This window comes from Streptomyces sp. NPDC035033, assembly GCF_040636735.1.
GTDB lineage: Bacteria > Actinomycetota > Actinomycetes > Streptomycetales > Streptomycetaceae > Streptomyces.
On the sequence record NZ_JBEZUZ010000020.1, the window covers coordinates 1 to 23,325 of the forward strand.

21 protein-coding genes are annotated in these 23,325 nt (G+C 74.6%); 9 read left to right on the plus strand and 12 right to left on the minus strand.

The genetic code is table 11. The features are described 5' to 3' along the window. Positions 1–119 precede the first annotated feature (119 nt). The 4 genes from AB0E83_RS11305 to AB0E83_RS11320 are packed head-to-tail and all read right to left on the minus strand — an operon-like array spanning position 120 to position 3,878. Positions 120–1,277 carry an acetyl-CoA C-acetyltransferase gene (locus AB0E83_RS11305; RefSeq protein ID WP_362109005.1) on the minus strand — a complete coding sequence of 386 codons (1,158 nt, stop codon included), beginning with the start codon at positions 1,275–1,277 and terminating at the stop codon, positions 120–122. A gap of 29 nt (positions 1,278–1,306) precedes the next feature. Then, on the minus strand, positions 1,307–1,903 hold the full coding sequence (locus AB0E83_RS11310) for a TetR/AcrR family transcriptional regulator (RefSeq protein WP_362109007.1): 597 nt from the start codon (positions 1,901–1,903) through the stop codon (positions 1,307–1,309). Beyond that, positions 1,900–2,715, minus strand: a complete 816-nt coding sequence (locus tag AB0E83_RS11315; protein WP_362109009.1) for an SDR family oxidoreductase — start codon at positions 2,713–2,715, stop codon at positions 1,900–1,902. Before AB0E83_RS11315 ends, AB0E83_RS11310 begins: the two co-directional genes overlap by 4 nt. Beyond that, positions 2,712–3,878, minus strand: coding sequence for an acyl-CoA dehydrogenase family protein (locus AB0E83_RS11320; RefSeq protein ID WP_362109011.1), 1,167 nt, complete (start codon positions 3,876–3,878; stop codon positions 2,712–2,714). The genes AB0E83_RS11315 and AB0E83_RS11320 overlap by 4 nt, the downstream gene beginning before the upstream one ends. A gap of 45 nt (positions 3,879–3,923) precedes the next feature. Between AB0E83_RS11320 and AB0E83_RS11325 the strand changes: the two genes are divergently transcribed. The 4 genes from AB0E83_RS11325 to AB0E83_RS11340 are packed head-to-tail and all read left to right on the plus strand — an operon-like array spanning position 3,924 to position 8,233. Next, the gene (locus AB0E83_RS11325; protein WP_362109013.1) at positions 3,924–4,958 is read left to right on the plus strand and encodes an enoyl-CoA hydratase; all 1,035 of its coding nucleotides are present in this window, start codon (positions 3,924–3,926) and stop codon (positions 4,956–4,958) included. Continuing rightward, positions 4,958–6,127 carry an acyl-CoA dehydrogenase family protein gene (locus AB0E83_RS11330; protein ID WP_362109015.1) on the plus strand — a complete coding sequence of 390 codons (1,170 nt, stop codon included), beginning with the start codon at positions 4,958–4,960 and terminating at the stop codon, positions 6,125–6,127. The genes AB0E83_RS11325 and AB0E83_RS11330 overlap by 1 nt, the downstream gene beginning before the upstream one ends. After that, positions 6,127–7,113, plus strand: coding sequence for an acyl-CoA dehydrogenase family protein (locus AB0E83_RS11335; RefSeq protein WP_362109017.1), 987 nt, complete (start codon positions 6,127–6,129; stop codon positions 7,111–7,113). Before AB0E83_RS11330 ends, AB0E83_RS11335 begins: the two co-directional genes overlap by 1 nt. A gap of 37 nt (positions 7,114–7,150) precedes the next feature. Next, on the plus strand, positions 7,151–8,233 hold the full coding sequence (locus AB0E83_RS11340; protein ID WP_362109019.1) for an acyl-CoA dehydrogenase family protein: 1,083 nt from the start codon (positions 7,151–7,153) through the stop codon (positions 8,231–8,233). Between the two features lie 82 nt (positions 8,234–8,315). Here the strand turns inward: AB0E83_RS11340 and AB0E83_RS11345 are convergent, their stop codons facing one another. The 8 genes from AB0E83_RS11345 to AB0E83_RS11380 are packed head-to-tail and all read right to left on the minus strand — an operon-like array spanning position 8,316 to position 15,172. Continuing rightward, positions 8,316–9,722, minus strand: coding sequence for a condensation domain-containing protein (locus tag AB0E83_RS11345; RefSeq protein ID WP_362109021.1), 1,407 nt, complete (start codon positions 9,720–9,722; stop codon positions 8,316–8,318). An 8-nt stretch (positions 9,723–9,730) separates the two neighbouring features. Next, complete coding sequence (locus AB0E83_RS11350) at positions 9,731–10,444, minus strand: 4'-phosphopantetheinyl transferase superfamily protein (protein ID WP_362109023.1); 714 nt, start codon at positions 10,442–10,444, stop codon at positions 9,731–9,733. Further along, on the minus strand, positions 10,441–11,112 hold the full coding sequence (locus tag AB0E83_RS11355; RefSeq protein ID WP_362109025.1) for a cysteine hydrolase: 672 nt from the start codon (positions 11,110–11,112) through the stop codon (positions 10,441–10,443). Before AB0E83_RS11355 ends, AB0E83_RS11350 begins: the two co-directional genes overlap by 4 nt. After that, positions 11,109–11,348, minus strand: a complete 240-nt coding sequence (locus AB0E83_RS11360; protein ID WP_362109027.1) for an acyl carrier protein — start codon at positions 11,346–11,348, stop codon at positions 11,109–11,111. The genes AB0E83_RS11355 and AB0E83_RS11360 overlap by 4 nt, the downstream gene beginning before the upstream one ends. Positions 11,349–11,376: 28 nt before the next feature. Next, a complete protein-coding gene (locus AB0E83_RS11365) occupies positions 11,377–12,384 on the minus strand; it encodes a methyltransferase (protein WP_362109029.1) in 1,008 nt (335 codons plus the stop codon). Positions 12,385–12,391: 7 nt separating this feature from the next. Then, a complete protein-coding gene (locus tag AB0E83_RS11370) occupies positions 12,392–13,429 on the minus strand; it encodes a nitronate monooxygenase (RefSeq protein ID WP_362109031.1) in 1,038 nt (345 codons plus the stop codon). Beyond that, positions 13,416–14,267: an aminoacyl--tRNA ligase-related protein gene (locus AB0E83_RS11375; protein WP_362109033.1), complete on the minus strand. Its 852-nt coding sequence runs from the start codon at positions 14,265–14,267 to the stop codon at positions 13,416–13,418. Before AB0E83_RS11375 ends, AB0E83_RS11370 begins: the two co-directional genes overlap by 14 nt. A 32-nt stretch (positions 14,268–14,299) precedes the next feature. After that, complete coding sequence (locus tag AB0E83_RS11380) at positions 14,300–15,172, minus strand: diiron oxygenase (protein WP_362109035.1); 873 nt, start codon at positions 15,170–15,172, stop codon at positions 14,300–14,302. A 377-nt stretch (positions 15,173–15,549) separates the two neighbouring features. Here AB0E83_RS11380 and AB0E83_RS11385 point away from each other — a divergent pair, with 377 nt between their 5' ends. The 5 genes from AB0E83_RS11385 (at position 15,550) to AB0E83_RS11405 (ending at position 23,324) form a co-directional block, all read left to right on the plus strand. Then, positions 15,550–17,436 carry an ABC transporter ATP-binding protein gene (locus AB0E83_RS11385; RefSeq protein ID WP_362109037.1) on the plus strand — a complete coding sequence of 629 codons (1,887 nt, stop codon included), beginning with the start codon at positions 15,550–15,552 and terminating at the stop codon, positions 17,434–17,436. Continuing rightward, positions 17,433–19,235 carry an ABC transporter ATP-binding protein gene (locus AB0E83_RS11390; protein ID WP_362109039.1) on the plus strand — a complete coding sequence of 601 codons (1,803 nt, stop codon included), beginning with the start codon at positions 17,433–17,435 and terminating at the stop codon, positions 19,233–19,235. Before AB0E83_RS11385 ends, AB0E83_RS11390 begins: the two co-directional genes overlap by 4 nt. 28 nt (positions 19,236–19,263) lie before the next feature. Further along, positions 19,264–20,349, plus strand: a complete 1,086-nt coding sequence (locus AB0E83_RS11395; protein ID WP_362109041.1) for a phytanoyl-CoA dioxygenase family protein — start codon at positions 19,264–19,266, stop codon at positions 20,347–20,349. Further along, the gene (locus AB0E83_RS11400) at positions 20,331–21,674 is read left to right on the plus strand and encodes a DUF6271 family protein (protein WP_362109043.1); all 1,344 of its coding nucleotides are present in this window, start codon (positions 20,331–20,333) and stop codon (positions 21,672–21,674) included. The genes AB0E83_RS11395 and AB0E83_RS11400 overlap by 19 nt, the downstream gene beginning before the upstream one ends. Positions 21,675–21,890: 216 nt before the next feature. Then, the gene (locus tag AB0E83_RS11405) at positions 21,891–23,324 is read left to right on the plus strand and encodes a hypothetical protein (protein ID WP_362109045.1); all 1,434 of its coding nucleotides are present in this window, start codon (positions 21,891–21,893) and stop codon (positions 23,322–23,324) included. Position 23,325 lies beyond the last annotated feature (1 nt).

The following is a 23,325-nucleotide window of genomic DNA, read 5'->3' on the forward strand; positions in this document are numbered from 1 at the left end:
GGCGCCGGGCGCCCGCCCCGCCCCCCCCCCCCCCGACTCCCCCCCCCCCGCCCCCCCCCGGCCCGCGGGGGCCCGTCCCCCCCCCCCGGCGGACGTCGTTCCGCACGCCCCGGACGGCGCTACAGCCGCTCGATGATCGTCACGTTCGCCTGGCCGCCGCCCTCGCACATGGTCTGGAGGCCGTAGCGGCCGCCGGTGCGCTCCAGTTCGTGGAGGAGGGTGGTGGCCAGCCTGGTGCCGGTGGCGCCGAGGGGGTGGCCCAGGGCGATCGCGCCGCCGTTGACGTTGACCTTCTCCGGGTCCGCGCCGGTCTCCTTCAGCCAGGCGAGGACGACCGGGGCGAACGCCTCGTTGATCTCCACCAGGTCGATGTCGTCCAGCGTCATCCCGGCCTTCTTCAGCGCGTACGCCGTCGCCGGGATCGGCGCCGACAGCATCCGGATCGGGTCCTCGCCGCGCACCGACAGGTGGTGGATCCGGGCGCGCGGGGTCAGCCCGTGCTCCCGTACCGCCCGCTCGCTCGCGAGGAGCATCGCCGAGGCGCCGTCGGAGACCTGCGAGGAGACGGCGGCGGTGATCCGGCCGCCCTCGACCACCGGCGCCAGGCCGGCCATCTTCTCCAGGCTCGTGTCGCGGCGCGGTCCCTCGTCGGTGGTGACGTCGCCGTACGGGACGATCTCGCGGTCGAAGCGGCCCTCGTCGACGGCCCGGACCGCGCGCCGGTGCGAGCGGAGCGCGAACTCCTCCATGTCCCGGCGGCTGATGTCCCACGTGGTGGCGATGAGTTCGGCGCCGTGGAACTGGTTGACGGGCTGGTCGCCGTAGCGGGCGCGCCAGCCCTCGGAGCCGGCGTACGGGCCCTCGGTCATCCCGAGGGGGACGGCGGCCTGGCGGCTGGCGAAGGCGATGGGGACCATCGACATGTTCTGGGTGCCGCCGGCGACCACCAGGTCCTGGGTGCCGGACAGGACGCCCTGCGCGGCGAAGTGGAGGGCCTGCTGGGAGGAGCCGCACTGGCGGTCGACGGTGACGCCGGGGACCTCCTCCGGGAGGCCGGCGGCGAGCCAGGCGGTGCGGGCGATGTCGCCGGCCTGCGGGCCGACGGTGTCGAGGCAGCCGAGGACGACGTCCTCGACGGCGGCCGGGTCGACGCCCGCGCGCTCCACCAGCGCCTTCAGCACGTGGGCGCCGAGGTCGGCGGGGTGGACGGCGCTGAGCCCGCCGTTGCGCCTGCCGACCGGGGTGCGGACGGCTTCCACGATGTAGGCCTCGGCCATGGTCACTCCTTGTTCGGGGGGAGGGGTCATCAGGGGTGTGCGTCCCGGAGGGCGATGCCTTCCAGGACCGTCGACAGGTACTGGCGGGCGATCTCCTCGGGGCTGTGCCGGCCGCCCGGCCGGTACCAGGAGGCCGCGACCCAGACGGTGTCGCGGACGAAGCGGTAGGTGAGCCGGACGTCGAGGTCGGCGCGGAAGACGCCGTCCCCGACGCCGCGCTCCAGCGTGCCGAGCCAGGCCCGCTCGAAGGGGCGCTGCGCGTCGGCGAGGTAGCGGAAGCGGGGCAGCTCGGCGAGGTGCCGGGACTCCTTCTGGTAGATGGCGACGGCGGCGCGGTGCCGGTCGATCTCGCGGAAGGACTCGGTGACGAGGGCCTCGATGGTCTCCCGGGGGCCGAGCCCGGCGGCGAGCACGGTGTCGTACCGCCCCCACAGTTCGGTGAGGAAGGCCCGCAGGATCTCGTCGAGCATCGACTCCTTGGAGTCGAAGTGGTAGTAGAGGCTGCCCGCGAGCAGGCCGGCCGCGTCCGCGATGCGGCGCACGGTGGTGGCGTCGTACCCCTGGGCGGCGAAGACCTCGGCGGCGGTGGCCAGGAGTTCGCGGCGCCGCTCGGGGGCCGGTCTCACGGGTGCCGGCTGCTGACCGAGAGGACCTCGCCGGTCAGGTAGGAGGAGTAGTCGCTGGCGAGGAAGACGACGGCGTTGGCGACCTCCCAGGGTTCCGCGTGCCGTCCGAAGGCCTCGCGGGAGGTGAGCTCGGCGAGGAGTTCGGGGGTGGTGACCTTGACCAGGTGGGGGTGCATGGCGAGGCTCGGGGCGACGGCGTTGACGCGGACGCCGTACGCGGCGGCCTCCAGCGCGGCGCAGCGGGTGAGGGCCATGACGCCGGCCTTGGCGGCGGCGTAGTGGGCCTGGCCCCGCTGGGCGCGCCAGCCGATGACGGAGGCGTTGTTGACGACGACGCCTCCGGTGCCGGCGTCCCGGAAGCGGCGGAGCGCGGCCCGGGTGCAGCGGAAGGTGCCGCCCAGGGTGACGTCGAGGACCTTGTCCCACTGCGCGTCGGTCATGTCCACGAGGTCGGTGGTGCCGCCGAGGCCGGCGTTGTTGACGACGACGTCGAGCCGTCCGTGCCGCTCCTCGACGAGGTCGAGGAGGGCGGCGACCTGGGCTTCGTCGGTGACGTCGCAGGGCAGGGCGGCGACCTTGTCGGCGCCGAACTCGGCGGCCAGTTCCGCCTCGGACTCCTTCAGGCGGCGGGCGTGGGCGTCGGAGAGGACGACCCTGGCGCCCTCCTCCAGGAGGCGGCGGGCGGTGGCGCCGCCGATGCCGGCGCCGGCGGCGGCGGTGACGACGGCGCTCCGGCCGGCGAGCAGCCCGTGGCCGGGGACGTAGGGCGGCGGCGTACCGAGCGGGGAGGGCTCGGGCGGGGAGGGGTTCACGGGCGGGCCTCCTTGGGCAGGCCGAGGACGCGCTCGGCGATGATGTTCCGCTGGATCTCGTTGGAGCCGGCGTAGAGGGTGTCCGCGCGGGAGAAGAGGAAGAGCCGCTGCCAGTCGGTGAGGTCGTACGGTCCGCCGGCGGCGAGCATGCCGCCGGCCCCGCAGACGTCCATGGCGAGTTCGCCCAGTTCGCGGTGCCAGGTGGCCCAGAAGATCTTGCCGATGGACGCCTCGGGGCCGGGGGCCCCGGCGGCGACGCCGCTCAGCATCCGCAGGGCGTTGAAGCGGATGGTCTCCAGGCCGGTCCAGGCGCGGGCGATGCGGTCGCGGACGACGGGGTCGGCGGCGGCGCCGTTGCGGCGGGCCAGCTCGATGACGGCCTCCAGTTCGCGGCGGAAGCCGACCTGCTGGCCGAGGGTGGAGACGCCCCGCTCGAAGCCGAGGGTCGCCATGGCCACCTTCCAGCCGTCGCCGGGGGCGCCGACGACGTGGGAGGCGTGGGTGCGGGCCCCGTCGAAGAAGACCTCGTTGAACTCGGAGGTGCCGGTGAGCTGGACGATCGGCCGGATCTCCACGCCGGGGGCGCGCAGCGGGACGAGCAGGTAGGACAGGCCGTGGTGGCGGGTGGAGCCGGGCTCGGTGCGGGCGACGACGAAGCACCAGTCGGACTCGTGCGCCTGTGACGTCCAGACCTTCTGGCCGGTGACGACCCAGTCGTCGCCGTCGCGTTCGGCCCGGGTCCGCACGCCCGCGAGGTCGGAGCCGGCGTCGGGCTCGGAGTAGCCCTGGCACCACAGTTCGTCGACGGCGACGATCCGGGGCAGGAAGCGCTCCCGCTGGGCGGGGGTGCCGAAGGCGATGAGGGTGGGGCCGAGGAGCTGTTCGCCGATGTGGCCGACGCGCGCGGGGGCGTCGGCGAGGGCGTACTCCTCGTGGAAGGCGACCTGTTCCTCCAGGCTCGCGCCGCGGCCGCCGTACTCCTTCGGCCAGCCGACGCAGGTCCAGCCGTGGGCGGCCATGTGCCGTTCCCAGGCGAGGCGTTCGGCGTGCGCCTCGTGCTCGCGCCCGGGTCCGCCGCGGCCCTTGAGGGCCGCGAACTCGCCGGTGAGGTGGGAGCGCAGCCAGCTGCGGACCTCTCTGCGGAACTCCTCGACGTTGCTCATGGCCGTACGTTAACCTACCAAACACTTGTTAGGGAAGGAGGGCGGATGTCCGCTGCCCGCACCACCGCACAGACCCCCCACCCGGAGCCCGAGGGCCCCGGGACGGGGGTCACCGAGACCGCCCGCGACGAGGCCGTACGCGACGAGGCCGCCCGGGGCGAAGCCGTACGCGACGAGGCCGCCCGGGGCGAGGCCGTACGCGACGAAGCCGGGCGCGACGAGGCCGGGCGCGACGACCCCGACCGCCCCGGACCGGTCCGCTACGAGCGGCGGGGCCCCGTCGCCGTCGTCACCATGGACCGGCCCCGCTACCGCAACGCCCAGAACTCCGCGATGACCTACGCCCTGGACCGCGCCTTCTACCGCGCGGCCGCCGACGACGAGGTCAAGGTCGTCGTCCTCGCCGGGGCCGGCGACCACTTCTCCGCCGGCCACGACATCGGCACCCCCGAACGGGACGCGCACCTGCCGTTCGAGCGCCGGGCGGGGCTCTGGTGGGACCACTCGGACAAGGCGGGCGCGGAGTCCCGCTTCGCCCGCGAGTCCGAGGTCTACCTGGGCATGTGCCGCCGCTGGCGCGAACTGCCCAAGCCCGTCGTCGCCTCCGTGCAGGGCGCCTGCGTCGCCGGCGGCCTGATGCTCGCCTGGATCTGCGACCTCGTCGTCGCCTCCGAGGACGCCTTCTTCGCCGACCCGGTGGTCCGCATGGGCATCCCCGGCGTCGAGTACTTCGCCCACCCCTGGGTGATGCCGCCGCGCGTCGCGAAGGAGTTCCTGTACACCGGCGACCGGATGTCCGCCCGCCGCGCCCACGAGGTCGGCATGGTCAACCACGTCGTCCCCCGCGCCGAACTCACCGAGAAGACCATGGAGTTGGCGAACCGGATCGCCACCATGCCCCGGATGGGCCTCGCCCTGGCCAAGCGCGCGGTCAACCAGGCCGAGGACCTCCAGGGCCTGCACACCGGCATGGACGCGGTCTTCGGACTGCACCACCTCGCGCACGCGCACAACGCCGAGACCGCCCGCGACGCGCTGGGCGGCATGGACATCCACGCGATGAAGGCGGCGGAAGCCTGATGGACCTCGACCACTCCGCGGCGGACGACGCCTTCCGGGCCGAGGCCCGCGCCTGGCTCGCCGCCCACGTGCCCTCCGTCCCGCTCCCCTCCCTGGAGACCGAGGAGGGCTTCGCCGCCCACCGGGAGTGGGAGCGGACCCTCGCCGCCGGCGGCTGGTCGGCGGTCTCCTGGCCCCGCGCCTACGGCGGCCGGGACGCCTCCGTCCTCCAGTGGCTGGTCTTCGAGGAGGAGTACTACGCGGCCGGCGCCCCCGGCCGGGTGAGCCAGAACGGCATCAACCTGCTCGCCCCCACCCTCTTCGAGCACGGCACCGACGCCCAGCGCGCCCGCGTGCTGCCCGCCATGGCCTCCGGCGAGGTCGTCTGGGCCCAGGCGTGGTCCGAGCCCGAGTCCGGCTCCGACCTCGCGAGCCTGCGCTCCACCGCCGTGCGCACCGACGGCGGCTGGCTGCTCCACGGCCAGAAGACCTGGTCCTCGCGGGCCGCCTTCGCCGACCGCGCCTTCGGCCTCTTCCGCAGCGACCCGGACACCGCGAAGCCGCACCAGGGCCTCACGTACCTGATGTTCCCCCTCGACGCGGAGGGCGTGACCGTCCGCCCGGTCGGCCGGCTCGACGGCAAGCCCGCCTTCGCGGAACTCTTCCTCGACGGGGTCTTCGTCCCCGACGAGGACGTCATCGGCGAGCCCGGCCAGGGGTGGCGGGTCGCGATGAGCACGGCGGGCAACGAGCGCGGCCTGACCCTGCGCAGCCCCGGCCGCTTCACCGCCGCCGCCGACCGGCTCGCCGCCCTGTGGCGGGAGCACGCCGACCCCGCCGACACCGCCCTGCGCGACCGGGTCGCGGACGCCGTCGTCGGCGCCCGCGCCTACCAGCTCTTCACCTGGGCCAACGCCTCCCGGATCGCCGCCGGGGGCACCCTCGGCGCCGAGTCCAGCCTCAACAAGGTCTTCTGGTCCGAACTCGACATCGCCCTCCACGAGACGGCGCTCGACCTCCTGGGCCCCGCGGGCGAGTTGGGCGACGACGCCGCCGACGCCCCGGCGCACGGGAGCTGGGCCGAGGGCTACACCTTCTCCCTCGCCGGCCCGATCTACGCCGGCACCAACGAGATCCAGCGCGACATCATCGCCGAGCGCCTGCTCGGCCTGCCGAAGGGACGCCGGTGATGCGCTTCCTGCCCGACGCCGAGCACCGCGACTTCGCCCGCACGCTGGACGCCCTGCTCACCGCGGCCGGCACCCCCGGCGCCGCCCGCGCCTGGGCGGCCGGCGACCACGCCCCGGGCCGCGCCCTCTGGTCCCGGCTCGCCGGGACCGGCGTCTTCGCCCTGGCCGTCCCCGAGGCGCACGGGGGCATGGGCCCGCTCCCCGTCGAACTGACCTTCGCCTTCGTCGAGTTGGGACGGCACGCGGTGCCCGGCCCGCTCGTGGAGACGGTGGCGGCGGCGGCCCTCCTCGGCCGGCTCGACCACCCCGAGGCCGCCGGCCGGCTGCCGCGCGCGGCCGCCGGCGAGGAGATCCTCTCCCTCTGCGTCCCGCGGGCCGGCGGCCCCTACGCGCTGGACGCCGACGCGGCCGACGCCGTCCTCGTCGTGGACGGCGACGCCCTGCTCCTCGCGGAGTCCGCCGGCCCCGTCCAGCCGTCGGCCGACCCGGTGCGCCGCCTGGCCCGCCCGCTCGGCGGCACGCTCCTGGCGCGCGGACCGGAGGTGACGGCCGCCGCCGCGTACGCCACCGGGCTCGCCGCCCTCACGACGGCGGCGCAGTCCCTCGGCCTCGGCCGGGCGCTGCTCGACCGGACCGTCGCCCACGCCCGGCAGCGCACCCAGTTCGGCGTCCCCATCGGCTCCTTCCAGGCCGTGAAGCACCGCCTCGCGGACACCCTCATCGCCCTGGAGTTCGCCCAACCCCTGGTGCACGCCGCCGCGTTGGCGCTCGCGGCCGGCTCCGAAGAAGCCCCCCGCGAGATCGCCGCCGCCAAGGTCGCCGCGGGCGAGGCCGCGTACGCCGCCGCCCGGACGGCCCTCCAGCTGCACGGCGCCGTCGGCTACACGGAGGAGCTGGACCTCTCCCTCTGGATCCGCAAGGCCCGCCCCCTCCGCGACGCCTGGGGCACCCCGGCCGCCTGCCGGGCCCGCGTCCTGGCCCCCTGACCCCCGCCCCTCCCTCCGGAAAGGAAGCGACGGCATCATGAGACTCACCGACGAGCACGAGGAACTGCGCGCGTCCGTCCGGGCGTCGCTCCGGCGCCACCCCGGCGGGGCGGCCTGGCGTCCGCTGGCCGGGCAGGTCGGGGTCGCGGGCCTGGCCGTGCCGGAGGAGTACGGCGGCGCGGGCTGCGGGGCCGTGGAGGTCCACGTGGTGATGGAGGAGCTGGGCCGGGAGCTGAGCCCCGTCCCGTACCTCGGCTCCGCCGTCCTCGCGGTCCGCGCGCTGCTGGCCTCCGGCGACCGGGCGGCCTGCGCCGACCTGCTGCCCGGCCTGGCCGCGGGCACCTCGGTGGCGGCCCTGGCCTGGGCGGAGTCCGGCTCCTGGGACCCGGCCGCGATCCGTACCCGCGCCGCTCCGGCCGCCGGAGGCTGGCGTCTGACGGGCGCGAAGGAGCACGTCCTGGACGGCGCCCGGGCCGACGTCCTCCTGGTGGCCGCCCGCACCCCCGCGGGCCCCTCCCTCTTCGCCGTCCGTCCGGACGCCCCCGGCGTGCGCCACGAGGAGACGGTCCCCATGGACACCACCCGCCTCCAGTCCCGCCTCCTGCTCACCGACGCGGAGGCCCGCCTCGTCGGCGCCGAGGGCGACGGCGGCCGCGTCCTGGCCGAGGTCCTGGACCACGCCTGCGCGGCCCTGGCCGCCGAACAGGTCGGCGCGGCGGCGAAGTGCCTCGAACTGACGGTGGCGTACGCCGGGGAGCGGGTCCAGTTCGGCCGCCCGATCGGCTCCTTCCAGGCCGTGAAGCACCGCCTGGCGGACGCCTACGTCCGCGTGGAGTCGGCCCGTTCGGCGGCCCTGGGCGCGGCCTTCGCCGCCGCGGCGTCCGGACCGGGACCGGAGCTGACCCGTCTGGCCGCCTCGGCGAAGTCGATCTGCTCGGAGGCGTTCTCCGAGGTCGCGGCCGAGACGATCCAGCTCCACGGCGGCATCGGCATCACCTGGGAACACGACGCCCACCGCTACTTCAAGCGCGCCCACGGCACGGCCCACCTCTTCGGCCCCCCGCACTGGCACCGCTCCCGGCTGGCCACCGCCCTCGGCCTGGCCCCGCCCGCCGCCTGACCCACCGCCCGCCGGGAACGGGAGGGACCGCGCCGCCCACCCGGCGCGGCCCCTTCCCGTTGCCGGCGGGCGGCGCGGCGGCTCAGCCCGCCGCGGCGGGCCGCGCGCGGAGGGAGGCGACCGCCTCGGCGGGGGTGATCGCGCCGTGGACGCTCTCCACGAGGAGGGCCTCCATGGCGCGGAGCAGGCCCTCGATCACCGGGACCGGGAGGTAGTGGGTGTCGGCCATGAGGAAGAGGTGGAGGCTGTCGGGCGAGTAGGGGGTGTGGACGAAGTACTTGGCGTCCTGGCGGGCCCAGGAGCCGATGAAGGTGATCTCGCTCTTCTCCCGGAGGGCGAGCAGGCCCTCGGCGTCGTCGTCGGCGAGGTCCGGCAGCTCGTCCCAGCGGTCCTGCATGCGGACGTCGTTGAAGAACGCCGACAGGTCGACGTCGCCGCCGCGGGCGGCGCGGACCCGCTCGCGCACCCGGTCCATGGCCTCCGGGTCGTACTCGCCGCTGCGGTAGGCGCTCATCGCCGTGAGGAACCCGCCGCGGACGGCCTCCTCGAAGGTGCCGTCGCCGACGGCCATGGTGAACAGCGCGTTCTCGGTCTGGGCGCCGACCATGCGCTGGAGGCGGGGTTCGTTGCGGTTGCCCGCGATGAGGAGCATGACCGCCCGGTCGTGGCCGGTGTACGCGGCGAGGGTGACGGCCGCGGCGGTGAGGAGCACCGTGCTGGTGCTGACCCGGCAGCGGTCGGCGAGCCGCTGGGCCGCCACGGCGCCGGCGACGGACTCCAGGCGGAGGCGCACGAAGCGCTCCGGGTCGTCCTCGGCGGCGGCGTCGGGCGGGGGCGGGAAGTCGAAGTGGGTGGCGGGGACGGTGCCGAGCGCGCGCTCCCAGTGGTCGAGGGCCGCCCGGCCGCGCCGGGCGCCCTCGCCCTCCTGCTGGTGGCGGGCCTGGTCGAGGGGCTGCCATGCGACGGGGTCGGGTTCCTCGCCGCGCAGCAGGCGGTTCAGGTCGTCCTCCAGGACGCGGACGCCGCTGAAGTCGCTGGCCTGGTGGGAGACGACCAGGACCAGCCAGGCGGGGCGCCCGCCGTCGGTGAGGATCGCGTACCGCATGCCGAACTCCTCGGCGTTGCGGAAGGGGGTGGCGGCGAGGTCGCGGGCGAAGGCCAGGGCCTCCTCCTCGCCGGCGCCGTCGGAGGGGTGCAGGCCGACGTCGAAGGTGCCGTCGCCGTGGACGGTCTGCGTCGGGCCCTCGGGCTTCTGCTCGAAGGTGGTGCGCAGGGCCTCGTGGCGGGCGACGAGCCGGCCCAGGACGGCGAGGACCCGGTCGGTGGTGATGCCTTCGGGGAGCCGGTGGGCGCGCGGGAGGTTGAAGTAGTGGGCCTCCTCGTCGAGCCAGCGGATGGATCTCCAGATCGCCTGCTGGCCCCAGCTCATGGGGGCCGTTCCGGAGCGCAGGCCGGAGAACGGGACCGTCAGGGTGGTGCGCGGTGACATGCGATTCCTCACAGGGGCGTCTCGGACGGGAGGTCGGTGGCGGTGAGGGGACGGGCCGGGACGGCGCTGACCACCGTCACCACGGCCTCGCGGTGTTCGTCGGTCCAGTCGAGGACGTGCGGGCCCTCCCCGCGGTCCGGGCGGTCGCCGGGTCCGTCCGGACCGCGGGGAGGGGCCGGCGCGGACGGGCCGGGGCCGCGGGGCGGCGGGGCGACCCCCGCCTTGAACAGGGCCTCCTTGCGCACCCACGTCCGCAGCAGGGCCCGGCCGGGGTCGGGGGCGGCGGCCACGGCCCGCTGCTCGGCGTCGGTCAGGAAGCGGGCGGGAGCACCGGGCGGGCCGGGCCGCCGGGCGGCCGGCTCCACGTCGACGCCGACCGCGCCGGGACCCACGGCGACGGCGACGAGTCCGTCGGCGTGGCTGAGGCTGACACCGGTGCCGGGGTGCCCGCGCAGGTAGGGACGGCCGTGCCCGTACCGGCCGCAGGCGGCGCAGAACTGGGCCGGGTCCAGTTCGTACGCCGGCCTGCCGGTCCACCGGGCCGCGCAGAGCCGCAGCAGCAGACGGGCCGCGAGGACGTCGTCGCGGCGGCCCGGCACCCGGATCAGGTCGAGGCGCCGCCGCTCCCACGGGGCGAGCAGTTCCTCGCCGAGGCCGGGGCGGGCGAGGACCTCGGCCGTGGTGGCGACGGCGGCGAGCGCGGGCCCGGTGCGGCGGGTCACGGCCGGGCGGCGGCCAGCAGGGCGGACACGTGGTCGGTGGTGAGCACCTGCACGCCGATGCCGGCGATCTCGGCGAGGCCCTGCTCGCTGGTGCGGGAGAGGGCGTCCTCGACGGCGATCAGCCGGAAGTCCCGCTCGCTGGCCTCGATGAGCGCGGCGCGCGGGCAGTTGGGCAGGTTGCAGCCGGCGACCACCAGGGTGTCCACGCCGTGTTCGGCGAGCAGCCCCTCCAGGGAGGTGCGGTAGAAGGCGCCCCAGCGCGGCTTGAAGACCGCGTACTCCCGCGGGCCGAGGAGCTGGTGGCCGGGGCCCCGCAGCAGTGCCTCCGGGTCGAGTTCGGGCGCGCCCTCGGGGGCGAGCCCGGGGGCGAGGGCGCTGCCGGGGGTGCCGGGGGCGACGACGGGCGTTCCGTCGGCGAGGAGGGTGCGGCGGACCAGGTCGGCGTTGCCCCCTCCCTTCTCGTACAGGCGGACGACGTGGAGGACGGGGCGTCCCGCGGCCCGGAACTCGTCCGTGAGGCGGCGTACCCGGGGCAGGATCTCGGTGGTGCCGGGGATGCCGTGGGGGCTTTCGGAGAGGAAGTCGTTCTGGAGGTCGATGGTGACGAGGGCCGATGTCGCGAGGTGCGGTGCGAGGTACGGGTCGTCGGTCGGGGCGGTGGTGCTCATGCCTGCGCCTCGGCGGGGGTGAGGAAACGCTCCTGGATGCGGTCGAGGGTGCAGAAGTCGTCGATGCTGACCTCCTGGAGGTCGATGGTGCGGCCGGAGACGCTCTCGAGGAGGTAGATGAACTCCAGGAAGTCGAGGGAGTCGATGAGGCGGGCCTCGATGAGGTCCTCGTCGCGGCCGATCGGGCCGTCGAGGCCGGGGTTCTTCTCGTGGATCCAGGCGATGACGCGTTCCATGGCGGTCTGCTCCTTCTTCTGGTGGGGGCTACTCGGGTTTCCGGCCGATGAGGAGGCGGGCGGAGGGTTCCGGGGTGCGGCGGGCCTCGACGTCGGCGAAGCCGGCCTCGGTCATCAGCTCGGTCATCTCCGGAGCGGTGTAGCTGCGGCCTCCGCTCCAGAGGACGAGGGCGGAGAGGTTGTGCAGGGTGGTGAAGACGGGGGCGGTGCGGGACTCCTCCAGGAAGTGGCCGTGGACGAGGACCCGGCCGCCGGGGCGCAGCGCGGCGAGGGCGCGGCGGAGGATGTCGAGGCCCTTGTCGTGGCTCTCCTGGTGCAGCACGTTGGAGAGGAGGACGACGTCGAGGTCGGTGCCGAAGGCGTCCTGGTAGTAGTCGCCCTCGCGGACGGTGACGCGGTCGGAGAGTCCGGCCCCGGCGATGGTGGCGCGGGCGATGGGGACGACCCCGGGCAGGTCCACGACCTCGCTGCGGGCCTCGGCCCACGCCTTGCACAGGGCGATGCTGTAGGTGCCGGCGCCGCCGCCGATGTCGGCGACGCGGACCGGGCCGGGGTCCTCCAGGGTGTCGGCGAGGTCCTGTGCGGTGCGGGCGTTGTAGACGTGCATGCCGAGGATGAAGTCCTCGACGTAGGCGGGGTCGTCGCCGAGCCGGGTGCCGCGGTGTTCGACGGCGTGGCCGAGGCGGACGGCTTCGCCGAGGTCGCCCCAGGGGCCGTACCAGCGGCTCATGACGTCGACCCAGCGGCTGATGGACTCGGGCGATCCGCTGGTCAGGAGCCGTGTGGCGACCGGCGCGTTGGAGTAGGCGCCGGTGCCGGGGTCGCGGACGAGGAGGCGGAGCGCGGTGGCGGCGTCGAGGAGCCGGCGGCAGGGCTCGGCGGGGAGGGAGAGCCCGGCGGCGAGGTCGTCGGCGGGGAGGGGGCCGTCGGCGAGGGCGTCGAAGACGCCGAGGCCGGTGGCGGAGAAGAGCACCTGGGCGTGCCAGTAGCCGAAGGCCATCTGGCTGATCTGGCTGAGCTGGAGGTCGGGGGCCATGGGTGGGTCACGTCCTTCCGAGGACGGCGGGAGGGGCCGGTTCGGCGGCGGTGGTCCGGCCGCGGTAGCGGGCGACGACGGCGGCGGCCGGGACGACGGCGTCGATGCGCGCGGTCCCGAGGCCGGCGTAGCGGGCCATGTCGTCGACGCGGCCCTCCGCCTCGGTGGTGGGCGCGGCGGCGGAGCCGAGGGGCACCGGCCGCCGGCGGCCGTCGGCGACGGTGGTCCAGGCGATGAAGCGGGCGGGCGGTGGTTCGGGGGCTTCGGTGACCGGCCCGCGCAGCACCCGGTGGGGGCGGCCGGGCCAGCCGATGGTGAAGCGTTCGGTGATGGTGGTGCCGTCCTCGCCGGTGGCGACGAGGGCCTGCTTGTACGCGGGGTGGGCGGCGGACTCGGCGGCGGCCACGAAGGCGGTGCCGCAGAGGCAGCCCGAGGCGCCGGCGTCGAGGAGGGGGGCGAGGTCGGCGGCGTCGTGGAGGCCGCCGGCGGCGAGGAGGACCTGGCCGGGGAGGGCGGCGGCGGTGCGGGCGAGCAGGTCGCGCAGCGGCAGGGTGCCGAGGTGGTGGCCGCCGGCCTCGGTCCCCTGGAGGGCGACGGCGGCGGCGCCCAGGTCGGTGGCGCGGGCGGCGTCCTCGGGGGTGCCGACCTGGACGAGGAGCCGGTGGCCGGCGTCGAGGACCCGGCGGACCTGGTCGAGGGGCGGGAGTCCGTAGCTGTTGAGGACCAGGGGGCGGTCGGCGGCGTCGACCACGGCCCGGAGCTGGCCGGCGAGGAGTCCGGCGGCGACTTCGGGGATGACGTTGACGCCGAAGGTCGCGGCCGTGCGGGCCGCCGTGTCCCGGACGAGCGCCGCGGCCTCGTCCGGGGCGGCCTTGTAGAGGGCGACGGTGCCGAGCGCGCCGGCGTCCGCGACGGCGGCGGCGAGCGCCGGCCCGGCGATGCCCCCCATGCCGGCCTGGACGAGGGGGAAGGGGACGCCGAGGGCGGCGGCGCCGCGCGCGAGGGCGGCTTCGCGCGCGGTGCCGACCGGCTCAGGAGCGGACATCGCGGAGCCTGTCCAGGGCCTGCTCGGCGGAGCCGTGGGCGAGGATCATGGCGTGCACCCAGCGCTCCACGCCGAAGGCGACGCAGGCGCTGTAGGCGGTGCCGTGCTCGCCGGCGGTGATGGCGAGGCGCTCGCCGAAGAAGTTGCGGTGGCGGTTGACGGAGGCGATGGCGGTGCCGTCGGGCGCGCTGAACTCGTGCTTGACCGGGTCGAGGGCCATGAGCTTCGCGCGGGAGCCGCCCTTGTCGTAGAAGGGGTCGTCGGCGGTGGCGCGGGTGAGGGTGAGGCCGAGGCGTTCGGCGAGCTCCTGGACGAAGGAGGCGCCCTGCTCCAGGTGGGCGACGGCGCCGTCCTTGGTGCCGAGGTAGAGCACCTCGCGCATGTGGAAGCCCCAGAGGCGGCGCAGGCCGTCGTAGTGGGTCTCGTTGCGGAAGCAGCGTCCCGCGGCGGAGAGGCGCAGCCCGTCCGCGCCGACGTCGGCGCCCTCCAGGGAGAGGAGCAGGCCGTAGCAGGTGGCGGAGGGGAGCAGGTGTCCGGTGGGCGTGAGCGCGAGGTCGCCGGCCGGGGTGCCCGCGGCGAGGTCGTCGAGGCCCTCGGGGGCGAAGCGGGCGGCGGAGACCCCGAGGTGGGGGAAGTTGCGGAAGTAGTCGAGCTTGGTCAGGCCCTCGACGGAGAGCAGCGGCGGGCCGACGACCTCGGGGGCGGCGAGCCGGGCGGCGAGGCCGCCGAGGAGTTCGTCGAGTCCGTGGAGGAGGGCGGTGCGGACCGGGTCGAGGGTGACGAGTCCGGCGCCGGGGCTTGTGAGCGGGAGGGCCGGCAGGGCGGTGGTGGGGCTCATGGGGCGTTCCTCTCGGGTGGTGGGCCTGCTGGTCAGTCGAGGACGCCGATGCGCCGGTAGAAGGTGGTGGTGCGGGAGACGATCGCGTCGTGGGCGGGCTTGCGCGCGGGGTCGGCGAGCAGTCGCGTCCGGAAGGCGAAGGGGTCGGCGATGCCGGCTTCGCGGTAGGCGTCGACGCTGTAGAGGGACTGCAGGGAGGTGGTGATGTACCGCTCGATGTAGGCGCGGGCCGCGTCGAGTTCGGCCGGGTCGCCCTCGGCCTTGAGGCGTTCGTAGAAGGCGCGGACGAGCTGGCAGCCGAAGGCGATGTGGCGGGACTCGTCCTGGTGGTGGACGCGGTTGATGGCGCGGATGGTCTCCGGCAGGGCGGTGTCGGCGGCCATCTTGCTGTTGAAGTGGTCGACGATCTGCTCGAAGATCAGGATGCGGCTGAAGACGATGAAGTTGCCGAGCAGGGCGGACTGTTCGCGGGCCGGGAAGGCCATGGAGCGGTCGGGGAAGAGCCGGCCCCCGTAGCGCAGGCAGAACTCGGCGAAGAACCACATGTGTTCGTTCTCCTCGCCGAGGAAGTGGTGGAAGAACGGGGTGGGGATCTCGTAGCCGGGTGCGTGGATCCGGTTGACGACCTCCGCCATGAGTTCGCGGATGCCGTGCACGTTCAGGCTGTAGAAGTTGATGCTCTCCCACTTGGCGAGGGCGAGGTACTGCTCGCGGGTGAGCTCGGCGGCGGCGTCGGTGCCGTGGACCGTCATCAGGTCCTCGCTCATCCACAGGGCGCCTTCGGGGATGGCGTCGGGCCACTCGAAGGTCTGGTACGGGTTGTAGTACTCGTTCTCGGCGGCGGTGGTGAGCCGCTGGACGGCACTGCGGACCTCTTCGTCCCACAGGGGTGCGGCGGTCGTCATGACTTTCCTCCGAGGATCGGGGCATGGGTGTACCGCGCGTCGGCAGGGCGGAGCGGCGGGCAGGGCCCACGGGCGGGTCGCGGCGACGGGGCGGGAGACTCGGCGAGTCGGAAACGGGCCGGGAGCGGACGGGAAGGGCCGGGTTGCGGCGGCCGCTCGCCTTGAGGTTAGTCACGCCCGGCGGCCCATGTCTAGACCAGAAGCGATCACTCGGGCGGGGGCTCGTCCGCTTCGTCGCGGACGCAAAACTTCCTCATGTCCAGCTGCCAATACGGCACTTGACAGTTCTGAAGGTCTGGACCAATCGTGTGGTGCGGTGCCACCCCGCCCGTCCGGGTGCGCTGTCGCGAACCACCCTTCCCGCAAGGAGAACGCGCTTGTCGCCGCCGATCGCCCCCACCGCCCCCGCTTCCCGGATCCGCTCCCGCACGAGGCGGACACGGGCTCTGCTCGGACTGCTGCCGCACGCGGGGGCCGGGCTGGTGTCGGCCGCCGTCGCCCTCAACCTCGTCATCGGCCTGCTGCCCCTCGCCTTCATCGTCTGGATGAGCGTGCTGCTCGACCGGCTGCCGCGGGCCGGCACCGGCGCCGGCGCCGTGCTCGCGGCCCTCTTCCTCGCGCTCGGCGCCTTCGTCCTCCAGCAGTTGCTCGCCCCCTTCCAGGCGGCGCTGGGCGAGGTCGTGACCCGCAGGGTGGACGGCCACTGCGTGACCGGGCTCATGGACACCGCGCTGCGCCGCGCGCCGATCTCCCTGCTGGAGAACGAGGAGACCCTGAAGCTGCTCAGCGACGCCCGCGGCGCCTTCGACCGGCTGCTGCCCACGCCCGGCGACGCGGCCGCCGGGGCGCTCGCGCTGGTCGCCCGCTACACCCAGCTCCTGGGCGCGGTGGTCCTCGTCGGCATCACGCTCTCCCCCTGGGCGGCGCTGCTGACCGGCGCCACCGCGCTCCTCCTGCGCTTCGGGCAGCGGGGGTCCCTCGGCCGGTTCGCCGGGCTGTACCAGGGCCTCGCCGGGGAGCGGCGGAGGATCGCGTACATGCTCAGGACGGCGGGCGGGACCGAGGCCGCCAAGGAGATCCGCGTCCTCGGCCTGTCGGGCTGGTTCGGCGCCCGGCACCACGCCGACATGCGCGGCTACCTGACCCCGCTGTGGGAGGGGCGGCGCCGGATCCTGATGGGCCCGTTCGTCGTGCTCGCCCTCGCCGGGCTGGCCGGCGGCTCCGGCGCCCTGCTGCTGCTCGCGGGACCCGCCGCACGCGGCGAACTGACGCTGCTGACCCTCGCGATCGCCCTCCAGGCCGTCCTCATCCCGCTGCGGTTCGGGGTGTACTTCCCCGAGTGCGACGTCCAGACCCAGTACGGCATGCAGGCGTACGACTCCCTCGCCGCCCTCACCGAGCGCGCGGCCGGGCCGGAGGCGGCGCCCCTGCCCGGAGCCCGCCGGCCCGCGTCCGGCGACGCGGTTCCCGCGCCGACCGGGGGCGTGCGCTTCGAGAACGTCGTCTTCCGCTACTCCCCCGACGGGCCCGCCGTCCTCGACGGACTGGACCTGGAGATCGAGGCCGGCCGCTCGACCGCGATCGTCGGCCTCAACGGCGCCGGGAAGACCACCCTGGTCAAGCTCCTCACCCGGCTCCACGAGCCCACCTCCGGCCGCGTCACCGCCGACGGCGCCGACCTGAACACCTGGACGGCGGCCGAGTGGCAGCGCCGGCTCGCCGTCACCTTCCAGAAGTTCAACCGGTACGAGCTGAGCCTGCGCGACAATGTGGTGCTCGGCGCGCCCGACACGGGGGACCCCGAGGACGGCGCCTTCGACGCCGCCGTGGCCCGCGCCGGCCTCGACGACGTCCTCGCCCGCCTCCCCCACGGCCCGGACACCGTGCTGTCCCGCCAGTACGAGGACGGCCTCGACCTCTCCGGCGGGCAGTGGCAGCGCGTCGCCCTGGCCCGCTCCTTCTACGCGGTCGAGCGCGGCGCCCGGCTGCTCGTCCTGGACGAGCCGACCTCACAGCTCGACGTCCGCGCCGAGGTCGAGTTCTTCGACCGCTTCCTCACCATGACCAAGGGCCTGACCAGCGTGGTCATCTCGCACCGGTTCTCCACCGTCCGCCGCGCCGACCGGATCGTCGTCCTGGAGCACGGCAGGGTCGCCGAGCAGGGCACCCACGAGGAACTGCTGGCCCTCGACGGCCGCTACGCCGAGCTGTTCCGCCTCCAGGCGCAGCGGTTCTCCGACCCCGTCCTGGAGGAATCCCGGTGACCACCCTCTTCCTCGCCGTCCGCACCCTGCTCCGGCTCGCGCACCGGCTCGACCCGCGCCGGCTGTACGTCTCGGCGGCCCTGCTCCTCGTCGGGCTGCTCGCCACCCCGGCCGTCGCCCTGCTGCTGCGCGCCTTCACCGACCACGCCCTCGACGGAGCCGTCGACACCGCGGCGTGGCTCGCCGCCGGCATCGCCGCCGCCCTCGTCCTCGAACTGTCCATGGGACACTTCGCCCACCTCTTCTACTTCGAGCTGGGAGAGCAGCAGGAGACCGAACTGCGCCAGGAGGTGCTGGCCGTCGCCAACGGCACGCACGGCCTGGAGCACCTGGACAGCCCGGAGTTCGCGGACACGCTCACCCTCGTCCGGGAGGAACTGCCGCGCACGCGGGCGGCGATGGAGGCCGTGCTCCAGCTCTGCGGGCTCGCCCTCCAGGCCGTCCTCACCACCGTCATCCTCGCCACCGTCAACCCGTGGCTGGCGCTGCTGCCCCTGGCGGCGGTCCCGCCCGTGCTGGTGGCCGACCGGGCCCAGGCCGTCCTCGACCGGGCCAAGGAGCGCGCGGCCGAACCCACCCGGCTCAGCCGTCATCTGCTCGCCCTGGCGACCTCCGAGCACTCGGTGCCCGAGGTCCGGCTCGGCGGCGCGGAACACGAACTGATGAGCCATCAGGCGCGGGCGTGGCAGCGCTCGACCGACCTGCTGCGCCGGGCCGCGCTGCGCGCCGCGGCCCTCCGCGCGAGCGGGCAGTTGCTGTTCGCACTCGCGTACGGAGGGGGGCTGTGGCTGGTGGTCCGGCAGGCCCTCGACGGCGCCGTCGACGCCGGCGACGTCATCCTCGTCATCACCCTCGCCGTGCAGGTGAGCGTGCAGGTGGCGAGCGCCCTCGGGCTGCTCGCGATGCTCCAGGGCGCGGGCCGCACCTTCGAGCGGCTGGAGCGGCTGCGCCGCTGGTCCGCCGTACCGGCCCCGGCCCCCGCCGCGGCTCCCGCGGCCACGATGGCCGCCGTCCCGGCCCGCCTCGAAGAGGGCATCCGGCTGGAGAACGTCTCCTTCCGCTACCCCGGCAGCGACCACGACGTCCTCACCGGCGTCGACCTGACCCTGCCCGCCGGCGCCACCGTCGCCCTGGTCGGCGAGAACGGCGCGGGCAAGAGCACCCTGGTCAAGCTGTTGTGCGGGATGTACCGCCCCACCACCGGACGCGTCCTGGTGGACGGCGTCGACCTGCGCGAGCTGGACACCGCGGCCTGGGCCGCGAGGATCGCCCCCCTCTTCCAGGACTTCGCCCGCTTCGAGCTGCCGCTGCGCGAGAACGTCGGCGTCGGCCGGCTGTCCGCGCTCGACGACGACGAGACGCTGCGCGGCGCGATCACCGCCGCCCGCGCCGACCGGGTGCTCGACCGGGTGCCCGGTGGTCTCGACGGCCTGCTCGGCAAGGGCTACGGCGACGGCGCCGAGCTCTCCGGCGGTCAGTGGCAGCTCCTCGGCCTGGCCCGCTGCCTGGTCCGCCGGGACCCGCTCCTGATGCTCCTCGACGAACCGGCCTCGGCCCTGGACGCGGCGGCCGAGCACGAGCTGTTCGAGCGGTTCACCGACGCGGCGGGCCGGGCGAGTTCGGACTCCGGTTCCCTGACCCTCTTCATCTCGCACCGCTTCTCCACCGTCCGCTCGGCCGACCTGATCGTCGTCCTGGAGAAGGGCACGGTCCGGGAGCGGGGCGGCCACGACGAACTCCTCGCCGCCCGCGGCCTCTACGCGGAACTCTTCGAACTCCAGGCCCGCGCCTACCAGTAGGCCGCCCTCCGACCCAGAGAAGGACCCGATGGACCTCGCGCAGACCCCGCCCGCCCTCCGCCGCCGGCGACCGCCCCGCCTGCACCGTGCGGCGACCGACCTGCCGTACTTCAGTGCGGACGGGGAGTCCTACCTCGCCCGGACCTCGCTGCGGGAGCTGAAGAAGTCCCGCCCCCTGCGGGTCCTGTCCGAGGAGGACTTCGCACACTGGCAGAGCTACGGCTACGTCATCGTCCGCGAAGCGATCCCCGCCACCACTGCCCGCCGCCTCCTCGACTTCACCTGGGACTTCCAGGGCCTCGACCCCCACGACCCCCACACCTGGTACGCCGACCGCCCCTTCCGCACCGCACTCGACCGACAACTCCACATCTACGGCTTCGTCGAGGCCTACCACCACCAACTCCTGTGGGACAACCGCCAGACCCCCCGCGTCTACGACGCCTTCGTCGACGTCTGGGACTGCGAAGAACTCTGGGTCACCCTCGACCGCCTCAACCTCAACCCACCCAACACCGGCAACCGCGACCGCGCCCTCATCGAACCCACCGACCGCGGCTTCGACATCGAACTCCACTGGGACATCGACACCACCCTCGACGTCCCGCCCCAACGCGTCCAGGGCATCATCGCCCTCACCACCACCACACCCGAGACCGGCGGCTTCCAGTGCGCCCCCGAACTCTTCCACCGCTTCGACCACTGGAAAACCCGCCAACCCGCCGACCGCGACCCCCTCCGCCCCACCACCGACCGCTCCGAGTTCCCCGTCGTCCGCCCCGACCTCAACCCCGGCGACCTCCTCATCTGGAACGGCCTCCTCGCCCACGGCGTCGCCCGCAACACCTCCACCCACGACGTCCGCGCCGTCCAATACCTCTCGATGATGCCCGCCCTGGAAGAACACACAGCACTGCGGAAGTCCCGCATCGACTCCTGGCGCCACCTGCGCACCCCCCGCTGGAACCGCACCCTCGTCGGCGACCCCGTCCTCCACGAATCCCAGCGCTACCCCACCGCCGAACTCACCCCCCTCGGCGCCCGCCTGCTCGGACTCGACCCCTGGCACCCCACCCCGGACCCCAGGGAGCCCGCGTGCACCGCGTCTGCCTAGCGCTGCCCACCGACCGGGCCTGCGCCGCCACGATCGCCGAACTCGGCGCCGAAGCGGCCTACGCGGTCCGCGCCTTCGACGGGGTCGAGGTCCACCTGGTCGTCCTCGACACGTCGGGGCCGGCGGTCCTCGCCGGGAACCGGGCGGCGGTCGACGCGCTGCCGCCCGTCCCGGGCGTCACCGTCCACCACCTCGACGAGCGCCGGCAGCGGGAGTTCCTGCACGAGGCCGTGCGGCGCTCCGGCGTCGTCGAGGCCGACCGGCTGCACCGCCTCCTCCTCCCGGACGGCGTGTCGTACGGCGCCTGCACCGACCGCCTCTTCCTGGTCGCGCGCGCCCTCGGCTGCGTCTCCGTCCACCGGCGCGACTCCGACGGCCGGTACCAGCACCACGACGGCGCGCCGCTCTTCCCGGTCCACCACGAGCTGGCGACGCTCGGCCGGCGCGCCGCCGACGTCGCGGCCGCCGGCCTCGTGACCCGGAGCCGGCTCGACCCGGCCCTCGCGGACCGCCGGGTGGTGCTGGCCGGCGGCTCGTTCATCGGCGAGATGTCGGTGGACCTCGACGGCATCCGCCAGGCCGACCCCGAGGTCTACCGCGAGGTCGTCGGCCTCTGGATCCCCGCCGACTGCCCCGAGCCGTGGCGGCGCGGGCTGGTCGAGGAGTCCTTCCGCGGTTCCCGCGCCGCCCCCTTCACCGGCGACCTGACGACGCTCACCACCGTCAGCCCGATGCGCGTCGACATGTGCAACATCGCCTTCGCCGAAGACGTGTACGCGCGCGTGCCGCTGCCACCGGCCACCGACACCATCGGCACCGACTACTTCCTCACCCACCTCGTGCACGACGCCCGGCTGCCCGGCGTCCAGCACAACCGCGACATCGTCAACCACTACACCGCCGAGCGGCGTACCGGCCCGGGCTTCCTCGCCTACCAGCTCCGCTTCGTGCGCTTCCTGCTCTCGATGCGGTACTTCCACGCGCTGTACGCCCGTTTCAGGGCGGCGCCCGACGACCTCCTCGACGCCACCGGGCGCGTGCGCGCCGCCGCCGTCGCCGCGCACGTCCGGGAGACCCTCCGGCTCGACCGGGCCGAGAACGTGCACCGCCTCGACGTCCTGGACCGCTCCTACCGCAAGCTGGGCGGCCGGTACGCATCCGTGGCGGACGCCCTGACGGCGGAACGCGGGTCCCTCCTCGACCGGGCGGAGGAGGACATGGCCGATTTCGCCTTCCTGATCGAGACCTGGCACCCCCTGATGCGAGCCGCCCCGTCCGCCGTGACCCGCCTCCTCGAAGACCCCCGACCGCCCTCCCGACGGTAGGCGGGCGCCCGGCGCACGACCGGTCCCCGTGCGCCGTCGCGCATGCCGTGTGGTCCCCGACCCGCCTCCAGGCTCGGTCTCCTCCCCTTCGCGATCCTTCCGTTCTCTTCGTCGAGCGGTCAGCACTGTGCTAGCTTCCTGCTCCGGTCATACGCTCAACTGGGGGGACCAGAGCCGTTGATGACACTCGGGGGCGAGAACACGAGCGGACGACGCGTGCCGGAACGACAGCTTCACGACGCCGTCGTCGTCGTTCCCGGCATCATGGGCAGCGCCCTCAGGGACGTCGAGAACGACACTCCCTTATGGGGGCTGGGCCGCCTCTTCCAGTACTCCGCCCGCACCCACGCGCGACGACTGCGCGCCCTGGCCGTCACGGACGCCGAACTGGCAGGTGAGACCGGCCGGGTCGAGGCGACCGGCGTGCTGAACATCGCCGACTGGTTCCCGGGACTCGGCCACGCCCAACCGTACAACGACCTGATCTCCAGGCTGAGACGAGCCGCCCTGCACAAGGCCGCGGTCCTGCCCTTCCCCTACGACTGGCGCCTGTCCGTCGAGCACAACGGCGCCCTGCTCGCCCGCGAGGTCCGCCGCCACCTGGACGACTGGCGGACACACGGCGCCCACCGCCGCTACCTCGACGAGCACCCCGAGGCGGGCCCCGCGAAGGTGCTGATCGTCGCTCACTCCATGGGCGGCCTGCTCGCCCGTGAGGTCCTTCACCGCGGCGGGATGAACGGCGACGTACGCGCGGTCATGACCGTGGGCACCCCGTTCGCCGGTTCGGTGAAGGCCGCCGTGATGCTCAACTCCGGCAAGGGCGCGCCCGGACTGCTGCCGCCGGCGGTGCTGCGTGAGGTCACCCCCACCATGCCGGGGCTGTACGACCTGCTGCCCGGCTACCGCTGTTGTGAGGACGGTGCCGACATGCGGGCTCCGGATGTCGACGACATCGTGGCGCTGGGCGGCCGGCGCGACCTGGCGCAGGCCTCCGCCGACTGGCGGGCGAGCAGGAGCGGCACCCTGCTGCCCGAGCACGTGATGGTGGTCGGCGTGGGGCAGCGGACCTGGCAGAGCTACCGGGTGGACGCCGGGGCCGCCGTGGCCCAGCGGTACATGTTCCGCCGGGACGCGGGCCGGCTCGCCCTCGACGCGAACGGCAGGCCCCGCACCCAGAATCGCAAGGGCGATGGCACCGTCTACCGGTTCGCCGCCCACCTGCGGGGCTCCGACGCCCGACCCGTCACCGTGTTCCAGGAACACAGCGCCCTCGCCCGCAGCGAGGGCGTCATCGACCTGGCCTGCGGCATGTTGAGCGGTCTGCGCCACCCCGGCGAACTGGGCGACATGCTCGGCGGTGAACGCGAGCTGGAGCTCCACACGCCCGAATGGGCCGACCCGGACACCGCGTTCACCATCGAGGTGGGCGGCGCCCCCGACGGCTCGGACCTGGAGTGCGTGGTGCGGGAGGTCAGCGGACTCGACACGGTCCAGTACCCCGCGCTGAAGCCGGTGCGCGGTACGGAAGGCGCCTGGACGGGGACGTGTCTGCCCGACCGGCCGGGGCTGTACGAGGTGGAGGTCCGCGGCGGGGTCGAGCCGATGCGGCGGCTCGTGCCCGTCCTGGCCGCGGAGCAGCACGGCTGAC

What these genes read in the sequence shown, in the direction of transcription:
- AB0E83_RS11305 (WP_362109005.1), bottom strand. Translation starts at nt 1,277, where the DNA reads ATGGCCGAGGCCTACATCGTGGAAGCCGTCCGCACCCCGGTCGGCAGG.
- AB0E83_RS11320 (WP_362109011.1), bottom strand. Translation starts at nt 3,878, where the DNA reads ATGAGCAACGTCGAGGAGTTCCGCAGAGAGGTCCGCAGCTGGCTGCGC.
- AB0E83_RS11325 (WP_362109013.1), top strand. Translation starts at nt 3,924, where the DNA reads ATGTCCGCTGCCCGCACCACCGCACAGACCCCCCACCCGGAGCCCGAG.
- AB0E83_RS11330 (WP_362109015.1), top strand. Translation starts at nt 4,958, where the DNA reads ATGGACCTCGACCACTCCGCGGCGGACGACGCCTTCCGGGCCGAGGCC.
- AB0E83_RS11335 (WP_362109017.1), top strand. Translation starts at nt 6,127, where the DNA reads ATGCGCTTCCTGCCCGACGCCGAGCACCGCGACTTCGCCCGCACGCTG.
- AB0E83_RS11340 (WP_362109019.1), top strand. Translation starts at nt 7,151, where the DNA reads ATGAGACTCACCGACGAGCACGAGGAACTGCGCGCGTCCGTCCGGGCG.
- AB0E83_RS11345 (WP_362109021.1), bottom strand. Translation starts at nt 9,722, where the DNA reads ATGTCACCGCGCACCACCCTGACGGTCCCGTTCTCCGGCCTGCGCTCC.
- AB0E83_RS11355 (WP_362109025.1), bottom strand. Translation starts at nt 11,112, where the DNA reads ATGAGCACCACCGCCCCGACCGACGACCCGTACCTCGCACCGCACCTC.
- AB0E83_RS11360 (WP_362109027.1), bottom strand. Translation starts at nt 11,348, where the DNA reads ATGGAACGCGTCATCGCCTGGATCCACGAGAAGAACCCCGGCCTCGAC.
- AB0E83_RS11365 (WP_362109029.1), bottom strand. Translation starts at nt 12,384, where the DNA reads ATGGCCCCCGACCTCCAGCTCAGCCAGATCAGCCAGATGGCCTTCGGC.
- AB0E83_RS11370 (WP_362109031.1), bottom strand. Translation starts at nt 13,429, where the DNA reads ATGTCCGCTCCTGAGCCGGTCGGCACCGCGCGCGAAGCCGCCCTCGCG.
- AB0E83_RS11375 (WP_362109033.1), bottom strand. Translation starts at nt 14,267, where the DNA reads ATGAGCCCCACCACCGCCCTGCCGGCCCTCCCGCTCACAAGCCCCGGC.
- AB0E83_RS11380 (WP_362109035.1), bottom strand. Translation starts at nt 15,172, where the DNA reads ATGACGACCGCCGCACCCCTGTGGGACGAAGAGGTCCGCAGTGCCGTC.
- AB0E83_RS11395 (WP_362109041.1), top strand. Translation starts at nt 19,264, where the DNA reads ATGGACCTCGCGCAGACCCCGCCCGCCCTCCGCCGCCGGCGACCGCCC.